At 41.4% G+C, this 12806-nt stretch carries 7 protein-coding genes; 2 read left to right on the top strand and 5 right to left on the bottom strand.

Annotation, left to right across the window (positions count from 1 at the left end; genetic code table 11):
* Positions 1-10: 10 nt before the first annotated feature.
* The 3 genes from GS399_RS17435 to GS399_RS17425 all read right to left on the bottom strand — a co-directional run bounded on the left by GS399_RS17435 (position 11) and on the right by GS399_RS17425 (position 2904).
* Entirely contained in the window at positions 11-835 is an 825-nt protein-coding gene (locus tag GS399_RS17435) for an alpha/beta fold hydrolase (protein WP_160845942.1), read from the bottom strand.
* Positions 836-865: 30 nt separating this feature from the next.
* The gene (locus tag GS399_RS17430) at positions 866-1969 is read right to left on the bottom strand and encodes an MraY family glycosyltransferase (protein ID WP_160845941.1); all 1104 of its coding nucleotides are present in this window, start codon (positions 1967-1969) and stop codon (positions 866-868) included.
* Between the two features lie 185 nt (positions 1970-2154).
* Positions 2155-2904: a glycosyltransferase family 2 protein gene (locus GS399_RS17425; RefSeq protein ID WP_160845940.1), complete on the bottom strand. Its 750-nt coding sequence runs from the start codon at positions 2902-2904 to the stop codon at positions 2155-2157.
* Between the two features lie 408 nt (positions 2905-3312).
* On the opposite strand from GS399_RS17425, the gene GS399_RS17420 reads away from it, so the two are divergent.
* A complete protein-coding gene (locus tag GS399_RS17420) occupies positions 3313-6021 on the top strand; it encodes a PKD domain-containing protein (RefSeq protein WP_237487986.1) in 2709 nt (902 codons plus the stop codon).
* Positions 6022-6299: 278 nt separating this feature from the next.
* Here the strand turns inward: GS399_RS17420 and GS399_RS17415 are convergent, their stop codons facing one another.
* Together GS399_RS17415 and GS399_RS17410 are read right to left on the bottom strand one after the other, a co-directional pair.
* Positions 6300-6725, bottom strand: coding sequence for a tail fiber domain-containing protein (locus GS399_RS17415; RefSeq protein ID WP_160845938.1), 426 nt, complete (start codon positions 6723-6725; stop codon positions 6300-6302).
* 47 nt (positions 6726-6772) lie between these two features.
* Positions 6773-7096, bottom strand: coding sequence for a hypothetical protein (locus tag GS399_RS17410; protein ID WP_160845937.1), 324 nt, complete (start codon positions 7094-7096; stop codon positions 6773-6775).
* Between the two features lie 536 nt (positions 7097-7632).
* Here GS399_RS17410 and GS399_RS17405 point away from each other — a divergent pair.
* On the top strand, positions 7633-12806 hold a 5174-nt coding region (locus tag GS399_RS17405), incomplete at its 3' end, for a PKD-like domain-containing protein (protein WP_202409495.1).

The following is a 12806-nucleotide window of genomic DNA, read 5'->3' as shown; positions in this document are numbered from 1 at the left end:
AAGAATTGTTTTATCCGGATGCCAGTAGAAAATTTTTGCTTAAGAAGTTCGCTACTGCACTGTTAAAGGCCCTGGCATTTTCAAGGTTGGGCAAGTGACCCGCAGAAGGAATTATAACCAATTCAGAGCCGCCAATCTTTTCGTGCAGATCATTCGCCTGTTCAGATTTTATGATTTGATCTTCTTCACCCCGCATAATCAAAGTGGGCACTGTAATTCGTTCAAGCACATCCGTGGTATCGGTTCTTGAAGCCAGCGCAAGCAATGTTGCGCACATACCGTCCACCGAATTTCTAAAGATAGCTTCCCTGATTTTTGATACCGCTCCTGGTTGCGAATCGAAAGTAGATTTTGCAAAAAGGTTTTTAAGTGAATTTTCCGCATAAACCTCCGTTCCGCTGTTTTGCAAAGTTTCAATACCTGCAAAACGATTAAGCTTCGACTCGTTCGTATCAGCAAAAGAAGTCGTATCCGAAAGGATTATCGCCTTAAACCATTTTGGCTCAAGCTGCAATGTCCTTAGAATAATATAACCGCCCATGGAAATACCACAAACCACCACATTTGTTAAATTGAGCGCTTTAATAAAACCAATCAGATCTTCAGCAAGGACGTTCATATTTACAAACTTGCTCCCCGATTCTGATTCACCAAGTCCTCTTACATCATATGCGATACCCTGGACATTAACGGGAAGGTTGGCAAGCTGATCATGCCACATTGATTTATCAAACGGAAAACCGTGGACAAAAACCAAAGAAAAAGCCGGCTCTATAACCGGCTTCACTATATACTTAACGAGAATATCATTAACTTTTACTTCAGCAGATTTCATAACTTACAAACTGCCTCCGCTCAAAAAAGTTTACCAAAGGAAGTTATTGAATGAATAGCTGTTTCGTTCTTTCGACCGCACAAAAAAAGTCAAAAACAAATTGAACAGCACACAGATAAAAAACAGCAGGGCTATTAACCAAAAGTTGCCGATGTCCCGGAATCCGAGCGCGATGAAAATCATTAAAACATTAAATCCGCCGAGTATACCTGTTGTTTGAAGATGATTAAAACCGATGTTAAGCATGCGATGATGAACATGGTTACGATCCGCTGAAAACGGAGATTTTCTTTTAAGGAGACGAATCGAAAACACTCTGAATGCATCGAATATCGGGCCGATTAAAACTGCCATTGCAATTGCCGGGGCAGATTTATAAACAAACGCATGGTTAACACCGGTTTTATTAAGCTCTATAAATTTGATGCAAAGTACCGCAGATACAAATCCAAGCAACAACGAGCCTGTATCACCCATAAATATTTTAGCCGGTGTGAGGTTATAACGTAAAAAACCGATACACGCTCCCGCCAGTGAAAAGGCGATACAGGCAAGACTAATCTCCCCCATCCGTGCGAACATCAATCCCAGCGTTGCGTTAACGATAAGTCCAGTAGTGCCTGCAAGGCCATCAATCCCGTCAATCAGGTTAAAGGCATTGGTAAGAAACATGATAACCAGCATAGAGAACACCACGCTGGGTACATACGGCAAGTCCTGAATAAAAAAGATATTGTAAAAACTTGTCAGGCGTACATTCGCCAGAATCACAATTATCGCCGCGATGATAAACTGCATCCCGAATTTTGTGCTTGGATTAACACCCCACATATCATCCTTTAAACCAACAACAAATAATACCATTGAAGCTGTAAGTAGATAATTAACATCACTCAATCCGTTGATATTTGAGATGAGGAGGCAGGTGATCATGAAGCTGCAAAAAATCGCTACCCCGCCTAACCTTGCAATACCATGGCTATGATTTTTTCTTTCGACATCAATATCGTCAAAGATCGAACGTTGTTGCGCAACGTGGATAATAGACGGGATTGAAAGAAATACCAGCACCATTGAAAACAAAACAATTGTAATGTATTTGAAGGTTTCAGACGAGGAGATGTATTGTAGCATAAAAATTATATGTCGACTTTATTCTAAAACCGCGCCAAAGCTGATTCAAAATGAAGGGCGCATTTTAGCTTTAAATAACTTGCAATAAGTTCTCAGTCCTGTGAAAAAAATTCCCCGTAATTCACACAAATTCACAATAACTAAGGCTAGTACGTGCTAATTAATCAAGAAGTTGCCTTTAATTTTTAAAAGCCGATAAATTGAGGAACTTTCCGAAGCGGTTTCATAATGGCTGCTAATAGAGGAAATTGTATCTGGTTGACTTTCATTGCCAAAAGATCTTTTTTATTTGCCTTTATCCTGTTACCGAGAGAACTGTTACTCATACCGCCGTTTCGCATTTTTACCAATACTTCCTGTAAAAAAACCGATTTAACCTTGAACTTATGCATATAACGAAGCATCAGCTCGTAATCCGCGGCGCTCCCGAATTGTGGATTATAAGCACCATAATTTTCGAACAGGGATTTTTTTGCGTAAAAAGTTGGATGAGCAGGCATCCATCCCCATTGAAAAGCACCCTTGAAATAGCGTTTGGTGCGCCATTTTCTCAATATTTTATTTGTATCGAACTGATCAACGTAATCCAGATCACCGTAAAGCACCTCTGCCCCGCTTTTTTCAAAACTCTGCACAATTTTTTCCACAACATCATCTGATGCAAAAAAATCGTCTGCGTTTAAAATACCAATTATATCTCCCTGTGCAAGACTGATTCCCTTGTTAAGCGCGTCATACATGCCGTCATCCTTTTCTGAAATAACTTTTGGTATATGGCTACGAAATGGCTCAATGACGGACAATGTAGAATCGGTAGATTCTCCATCAATTATAATATACTCAATATTCTGATAAGATTGCGATAAAACACTTTTAATACACTTTTCAAGAAACCGTTCAGCATTGTAGGTTACGGTTATAATGGAGACCTTCATTAATAATTCAGAATTAAGGCAGCCTCAATTATAGGAGAAATTATTAGAATACTAAGTATGTAGAAGGAAATTAATGATACGGCTAATTGACAAAAGCGGTGAGACTAGCAATAAAAACGGACGCTAAAATCATTACTATAAATACAGTATTGAATTTTTCAGAAATTTCTGAATCCTCCCGCGGCCGTCCCTGCTCTAAGTCTGTAAAAGTTTTCATAGTGCTCAGCTTGATTATACTAAAATACAGAGAAACTTATAAAGTTTGCAAAAGAACGGTTTCTCATTATGATACACATTATAATTTGCAACATCATTTCTCTTGCTTTTACTTTTGGCTATGGTTAAATTTAGCTAACCTAATATCCTGCCTCACAACCTACCACATCTTACATTATAAACTGTATCACTTTGGGAAGCATTTTTTACAAAAGTCTTGTCAGGTTTATATTGGGCTTAATGATTGTCGGATCTTTGCCCGGAATAAGTACGGCCCAAAGTTCCTCTAACGAAGGCGACGAGTTTTATGCAGTTTTCCCAACCCATGTCCCAAGTCAGAACAGGCTCGCGGACTATTCATTGTTTGTCACCAGCCGGGAAGCTTCATCAGGAAAAATCCAGGTAGGCAGTTACACACGTCCATTTTCTGTTCAGGCGAACACGGTTACCGAAATACCAATTCCCAGGTACGCAGCATATATTGATGAAAGCGAGGCGGGCCAGGTTTTAAACCGGGGGATTCATATCACAGTAGATCCGGGGCAGCCAAAAATTGTCGTTTACGGTCACATCTTCGCGGGTGCCCGGTCCGCCGCCTCTTTGATTCTACCGGTTGAGGCGATGGGACAGCAATATTTCAGCATGAACTATTATAATTTCCCCAACCGTGACGGCGGCTCAAATTATCTTATCGTTGTGGCAACGGAACCAGATACGCGCATAAGAATCAGGAAAGGCGGTTCTGACCTGGTGAGCGGCGGCGTATTATTAAACAAGGCTGGCGATGTTTACGAATTAACTTCTTATAATGATTTAACCGGTACGGAAGTGGTTGTAGATTCAACTACCTCTTCCTGTAAACGATTTGCATTATTTAGTGGCCATACAAATGTTTTGATAGGTTCCTGCGCCGGAGAACCGTCGTCGGATCCGTTGTACCAGCAAAATTACCCGGTTGAAAGCTGGGGTTCAACTTATGGATTTATTCCGTTCAGCGATAAAAGCTCCGGCGGGCTTAATGCCCGTATATTCGGAGATTATTACCGTGTACTCGCCAGGGAAAATGGTACAGAAGTTCGTGTTAACGGCAATCTCGTTGGCACCTTAAACAGCGGTAACTTTTATGAGCCGAACCAGCCGAGCAACGTACCACTATTTATAACAAGCAGCAAACCAGTTGCCGTTGCCCAATATTCATTGACGCAATCCTGCGCGGGCGGAGGGTTAAGTGACCCCGACATGGTAATTCTTAACCCAATCGAATACAACATTAAAGATATCACTGTTTACTCATCGCGGCGTGAAAATATAGAGGAGCAATATCTCAATGTTCTGATAAAGACCGCCGCAGCTGCCAGTTTTAAAATCAACGGCGCGCCCCCGACGGCAGGCTTTACACCGGTTGCAGCCAACCCCGCTTACTCCTACTTAAAGCTCAACCTGAACCGTTATGGCACTAATAATTTCAACCTGACAGCCGACGATGGTTTCAACGCTATAGCTTATGGATTCGGAACATTCGAATCGTATGCATACTCGGCAGGGACTAATTTAGCATCAATTCAATCTATCACCGCGATAAGACCCAATACAGAGATTGAATTAACCAATGCTTGTACCAGGGAAGACTTTAACTTTAAGCTCATCCTGCCCGACGAAGCGGCGGAATTAACCTGGAGGTTTGATGAAAATGATCCTGGAGTGGTGCAAACAAATCCAAGAGCACTGCCAATTACCCGCGGCGACCGTATTCTTTACCAATACTTGTTTCCCAAAACCAAAGTTTTCGAAACTCCCGGAAAGCGAACGATACGAATCGCGGCTAAATATCTTGATGCAAATCAATGCAACCAGGGCGGGCAGGAACTCTCTTTTGACTTCGACGTATACGATCCGCCCGTCGTTGCTTTTGAACAGCCGCTGGCAACTTGTCCAAATACACCTATTGATTTTATCGACAAAACCGTATCTAACGGAAAGCCTATCCTTGGCTGGCTTTGGGATTTTGGCGATGGCGAAGTATCAACGGATCAAAATCCTAAACACAGCTTCAAAATTTCGGGAGACTACCAGGTAAAATTAATCGTCGATAATGGCACCGGTTGCTCTGGTGATCCAGCAATAAGAACTGCACACATCAAAGACCCGCCAAAAGCAATGTTCATGGCAGCAGATGGCACCTGCACCAGCAATACGGTAACTTTCAGCGACCAGTCAACAACACCCGAAGGAGCCATTACTTCCTGGATCTGGGATCTGGGAGATACGATCTTAACACGTAATTCGGGCGAGCCGTTTCAGCACACTTATTCGCAAATAGGTACGTATAATGCGCAGCTTAGCATTGTTAATTCAACAGGCTGCCAGAGCGACTTATATGGCCAACAGGTGAAAGTTTTCGCACCGCAACTCAAAGCAGGCGGCATACTTTACATCTTAAAGGGAGGACAAAAAACCTTTGATATAACCGCCGAAGGAAACAACCTTGTTTATCGCTGGTCGCCCGCAACGGGGCTCGACAGAACTGACATAAAAAATCCAACCGCCTCACCGACTGAAGACGTTACTTATACCGTTACCATCACTACTGCTGAAGGCTGTACGCTTTCTGACCAGATCGTGGTTAAGGTTCTACCCGATGTGATAATTCCGAACACATTTACACCTAATGGTGACAACGTAAACGATGTCTGGACTATTAATTACCTAGATTCATACCCCGGTGTAACCGTTAACATTTATAACCGTTACGGTATGCAGGTATTTAGCTCAACCGGCTATTCGCAACCCTGGGATGGAAAAAAGAATTCCGAACAAGTTCCTGTAGGTACTTATTATTATGTCATCAATCCCCGCAATGGAAAAAACACACTTTCAGGCTGGGTAATGGTAGCGAGATAGGTCTTAAATCTCTCCTTTCTTCGGATTTTCTTCGGATAAACATCGGATTACATACAGATATTTAATGAAAAATTACCGGAGAAAATCTCTGATATCTTACTACAGATAAAAAAATTACCGCCGAAATAAGCCCTTTTTCAGGCGCAGAATGGAAGAATGTCAACCCACTGATGTAAACATTATAAGGGCCTGCCAAGGCTTGGATGCCTAAGAGCGCAAACTCAGACCAGGCAACAATGTAACAGAGACCGTCTCTTTCGAAACAGTCTCTCTACCTATTATTTACTGCTTGTTTTAGACCGAAGCTCACTTTTTAAAGCTTCGATCTGCTTCTGCTGATCCTGGATCGCACCAACAAGAACAGGAATTAAAGCCTGAAGATTGACCTCATCTACCTGGACATTTTTAAAGGAGTTCTTCCCCGCAGGTACCATGTGTGCGGTTTTCTTTACCAGGTTCGCGTCCAGAGCACTCAGGTTCTCTGTTAAAAATCCTGTTTGCTTTCCCTTTGGTAAATTCATCTTCGGATACTCGTCTACATTATATTGATAGATAACCGGATTGATCCGGCTAATTACTGATAATGGATTCTCTATTGGTACAATATTTTGTTTCAGCTGAGAGTCATTTAACGTTTGGGCTGAAAGATGGTTGAATGAAAATAAAGCAATGGCCAACAAAGTGACCTTTATAAACTTAGTCATAAGAAAAAATTAATATTGATAAAATGAAAATTAATGATCTTGAAGGGTCAGATCATCCGGTTGGGCGGCGGAGTTGGAACTGCCGGGAAATACGAAGGACTGCGGTGCTGATCGTTTGAAACAGAATGAATATTAATTACCCGGTAAACAGGCAGGCGTAATTTCAGCAAATCGGTATGCAGATAAAGCTCGCGTATTTCCTTTCCTGCCTCCGAGTCCTCAGTCTTGTTGCCGGCGTTCACATCCTTTTCAAAAGATTGTTTTAACTCACTCCCCTCTACCACCATTACTGTCAACGCAGGAAGGAGCACCTGCAAGCTAAAGGCAAGAAGAAATAAGAATGATACGATGTATGACAGGCGTCTTCGCATGTCTTACAAAAATAAAAAAATAGCCGTAGAGTTGAAAGACGAAAACGCCTTAAGTAGGTGTTTCACGAATCAAATTCAGTTTAAAAAATTAGAATATAGGAAGAGTTTAATCGATTTATTGAAACTGAAAAACGCAACTCACACCAACCTTTTGAATATTAGTCGCATTAAAAAAATATTTTTTGAATCAAAACAATAGGTTTTAACGTATATTGTTTTGTGAATATTGTATCGATTCATGTGCAATTGTGAGAAATTACTTCATAGCACATAATCGCACAATTTGAATAACGCCTTAAAACCACACTTATCACAATTAAATGAGACATTGCAAAAGCATTGCCTTTAGTTTATTAGGGATTATATTTTTATTTTTTGGCGATTGCGTTTCTACGGCAGGTCCCCTAATAGTAAAATCAACGCGAATTTCGGATAAATCAGACGCTTTTTACTTGATAAAGCCAAAAGGTTTTTCACCTAAACACTGGTTTTTTGCAACACCGACCGTTTCTTTCGATATAATTCAGACGAATGTTATGGAGATTGCTGAGCCCAATCTAGTCAACATAGCCCTGACATTAAGCGAACCGTCTGCATCTTCCGTAGTCGTTCCTTATACTCTATCAGGAACGGCAGACGGGGCTGATTACTCAATTTCAAGTGGTACCAGCCCTGTTGTATTTAACCCTGGAGAGACTAAAAAAATTATTACAGTTAGTATAAAAAATAATCTACCGTATCAAGAGCCTGATGAAAATCTTAAACTCTCTTTAGGGACACCGACAAATGCGACACTCGGTGCTATTACTACACATACAATTAACATCTTCGAAGATTACAGCAGTACCGGAAAGCAGAAGGCATCCTTTGCCGTGTCATCAAACGTTCAATTTGAGAGTATTACTACCTCCAGGGTAAAAGTGATTTTATTCCGAAACCTCACAAATTTAACAGGTGTAGATATCGATTATACAATTGGAGGGACCGCTACAAGGGGAGTCGATTACGAGATAACCAATGAGCCTCCTGGTAAGAAAATTAGATTTAACGGGATTTTGCCAGCCTCGGCCGAATTTGAATTTAATCTGATAATATTTAATGACAATCTGAAGGAAAACGATGAAACCATTGTTTTTAATCTTACTAATGCAAACGGCAACATTACTGATTTAGGCCCGATAACCCAATTCATTTACACAATAGCGGATGACGATAACGACCCTCTATTAACAAGTCCCCTAACCGCTTCCATTTGTAGTGGCCAAACATTTAATTATTTCGCTACTAGCCGCGCTGGAACCACCTTTACCTGGAAACGGGATGCTGTGGCCGGAATAACCAATCCTGCGACAACGGGTATAGGACCGTCTATCAATGAATCGCTTGTTAACACAACAAATTCGCCGGTTACTTTAAACTATGAATTTACATTAACCAATCTGACTAAAGTAAACAAACAAAATGTCGCGGTCACTATAAACCCAATTCCTAAACTAACAAGTTCCGTAAGTCCTCCTAACACTGCAAGTAATGCCGTTTTTAATTATACGCCGGTTAGCTCTGTATCTGGAACAACATTTACATGGACAAGGGCAGCTGTTGCAGGAATTAGTAACACTGCAGGGGCCGGATCTGGAAGTATAAGTGAAACGTTAGTGAATACCACTACAGCGCCGATAAACGTTACGTATAAATATACTTTAACTGCAAATGGTTGTGCGAGCGCGGTTTATGATGTGGTCGTAACCGTAAATCCTCCGCCAATTGTAAATCAACCGCCTCAAGCCACTGATGTTTTCAATTTTCCTATTCAAAATATTTCGGGATTGGTAAGTATTCTTCCTCTTTCCGGGTATGACAGTGATGGTTCAATTAGTTCATTTAAAATTACCCAATTGCCGACAGCGGGGAAATTATACCTTAACGGTTCTTTAGTTCTTTTAAATCAAGTTCTTACACCAGCTGATGCAAAAAACCTGAAATATGACGTAACCGGTGCATCTCCCGGCAACGTTGTTTTTAAGTTTTCGGTAAAAGACAATCAAGGTCTATCTTCCGCGTCGTCAGCGATATATACCATACCGGTTAAAACTAACAGCACATCTTCAATATGTCAAAACTCACAATTAGGTCCAAATTTATTAGGTGCGTCAGGTACTTTTAGTCAGCCATACATCGTTCCCAGTACAACAGTAAATTGTATTAATAACGGAAGTAATGTAGCGTCCCCCCCACAAAACTTAGGCAATCCTCATCCCGAATTAACAGGATATACTTATGCATCGGCAAGTGGAGGTTTAGGTCCGGAGGGCACATATACGTTTCTTAAAACAATTGGTGTGCCTTTTACATCACAAAAAAATTGTTTAAAAAACGATTGGATTGCCTCTGATCATACCGGAGATGGTGGCTATTTCATGGTTGTTAATGGTGCTTCACCGTCTACTTCTGTCGGAGCCACTTTTTATCGAGCCAATTCCATTGCTGTTTGTCCTAATACCATGTATGAATTTTCGGCTTGGGTTATTAATGTTCTCCCCGGTAATACATATGCAGCACAAAACAATCCGGGCTCAGAACCAAACATAAGTTTTTTCATTAACGGAGAACACGTCGCAACTTCCGGGAAGATTGCCTATTCAACTGCGGCAACTAATAACGTTCCTCAGTGGGTTAAAGTTGGTGGCTTATGGTATTCAGGTCCAAATCCCCCGGCAACTATTGATCTGCGAATTGACAATGCAACTAGTATACCAACGGGCAATGACCTTGGACTGGATGATATTTCTATGGCTATATGTGGTTTGGATATAACTTATCCTGCAACTGGATTAGATCCTCCTTTCTGCAGTTATGGAACCTTGCCTTTGGAGGCACAAATAAAATCCTCTATCAATACCTATTCTTACTACATCTTTCAACGCAAAAAAGCAGGAGAAACTACCTGGACAGATATATCCGCGCCCAAACAGGGAAATCCACAATACGATAGTCAGAATCAAAACTATGTGTATACCGCGGTTTATGGAAATATTCCTATAAATCTCACTATGGACGGTGATAAATACCGGGTAAAAATAGCGACTGATCCAACTAATTTAATAGGTGAAGATTGTAGTATATCCGCGGAAAAAGAGATAACAGTACATGCGTTTGAACAAACTGTTGCACCTCCTAATGTTTCGATTTGTAATGGTTCGACCACAACAGATATTGCTGCTGCTAAACCATCTGAGAGTTGGCGCTTTTTATCAGGGCCGGCAAACGCAACAATTAACAATGCTGGTCACATCACTGGAATGACCGCGCGCGGTGTTTATGTTTTTGAGCTTTACAACGCCGCAGGATGTAAATCAACCACATCTGTTACCCGTGATCAGATTGGTAATGCCGGCAATGATGCATCGATCTGCTCATTTCAAACCACCTACGATCTGGGTGATGCCGGCACTGGCTATCATTGGGAGGCAAAACCCGGTAACCCCGTTAATGTCGGACTTAATGCAACCTCCGGTGACATTTCCGGTATGATTGTAAATGGCGATTATTATTTTTTACTAAAATCAGATTATGCCGGATGTACTGACGAAGTTAAAGTAACGAGAGGAATTTGCCCGGGAATAAGTATCAACATAAAACCGTTGGATGCTGTGAAGGCTGAAGGAACAGGCGGCTCTACCACTCCATTCTATTTTCGAGTGAGTCGCGACCCAGGGCCAAGCGGAACAATAGACAAAACGACAGCCCTTACTTTTACCTATAATGTTATTAGTCAGTCTGCAGCTTCAACCGTAGCCAATACCCAAGATTTCCCTTCTAACAGTTATCCCACTGGCTCGTCGACTATTCAAGTTGGAGACGAATATGTCGATATTTTTATACCCATATTGCAGGATAATATCGCAGAATATGACGAAGCTTTCAGCGTACAAATTCACACATCCGGAATTAACATAAGCACGGATAAGGCAGATGGCTTGATCATCGATGATGACACACCTATTCCTTCGGTTACATTTGAATTAGCGGCCTCCCAGAAAAGAGAAAACGAGACAACGACCGCAGAAATCAAAATAAAACTTTCCGCACCGGCAGCTACATATACGAAGGTTAATTTTTCCACATCGCCCGGAACGGCAGTTATCAATGGTGACTACACTTTTCCTTCAGGAAGCGCTGGTACATCAGGTTATGTTGAATTTTTTCCAGGCCAATCAGAAGCAACTGTATTGCTTAACATGGTAAATGATGCGATCGTAGAAAACACCGAAACCGTCACTTTTAAACTAATAAGTGTCGATAACAATAAAGCTATTATCGGCGCGATACCGCAACATATTTTAACCATACTGGACGATGATAACACACCCGTTGCAGTTGATGATGTTTATGAAATTACCGAATGCGCGACATCATTATCTGGCAGTGTGGCAGGGCCGGTAGGTAATCCGGATAGCGATGCAGACAACGATCCATTAACTTTTAAAATAAAAGGAGGATATAATACAGCGAAAGGAACTGTAACAATACAGTCAAACGGTGATTTTACATTTATCCCGACGGCTGGCCAGCGTTTTGAAGGTCCGCTATATATTACCTATGAAGTGAGTGACGGCAATCAAACAGACGAGGGCTTATTGACAATAAAGAATAAATACCCGTTTTTATTAGTTGCCAACACAGTAAACGACCAACAATGTTTTGGCGCCAGAAACGGGACGATCAGTGTGAATCCTACAGGTGGCAGCGGCAATTACTCTTACCAGTGGCAAGACGATGTGTCCAACATATTGCCAGTAAGAAATTCATTGGGAGCTGGGGTTTATTATGTAAATGTCACCGATGCGATACAAGGTTGTAGCACAGGATGGGTACCTATTGTTATAACAGAAAAACCTTTAATTGTATTTGATTATGTCCAGGAAGACGTGAGTTGTTATCAAGGCAGCGATGGCGCTATCCTTTCGAACGTAAGTGGAGGAAGTGGCACTTTTACTTATTCCTGGACAGGACCTAATGGATTTACTTCTAATCTCCCAAATCCTGCAGGTTTAAAGGCTGGAACGTATCAATTAGAGCTTCATGACGCCGAGGTGGATTGCGGACCTATTATTAATACCGTCATAATTAATGATTTTCCCGAGATCAAGAATAACAGGATATCTGGCACATCATCATCGTGCGGTGCAGCAGCGAGTGAGCTTTTAACTGGATCTATTCCAACAGGTGGCAATGGCAGTTATTCCTATCAATGGCAAGTATCTATAGATGGAATAAATTATTCTGATCTTCAGGGTGAAACAAACCAAGATTATACACATCCCATATTAACTTCTACTACTTACTACCAACGATTGGTTTATTCGGGAAGTTGTATTGATCCTTCAATAAGTAATACATTTACTTTTATAGTTCATACTGTTCCGGATGTTTCTGCCGACCATATTAGCCAATCGGTATGTAGTGGACAAGCCACAAGCGTTAATTTAGTTAACCCCAATAATGTTGCAGGAACCACTTTTAGCTGGGTGGTATCTCCTAACCAAAATGTAACGGGTCATTCCGATGGGAGTGGCGTTGTGATTGCACAGCCGTTACTTAATCTTACGAATACTCCTCAAATTGTTGAATATACGGTTACACCGCGGACAAGCACATGTGACGGAGCACCTACAGTGGTAAAGATCACCGTCAACCCCCTGCCCACAGC

It is taken from the genome of Hufsiella arboris (assembly GCF_009834875.1).
Classification (GTDB): Bacteria; Bacteroidota; Bacteroidia; order Sphingobacteriales; family Sphingobacteriaceae; genus Hufsiella_A; species Hufsiella_A arboris.
Note: the sequence above shows the minus strand (reverse complement) of the source record. Positions and strands in the feature narration are given on the sequence as shown.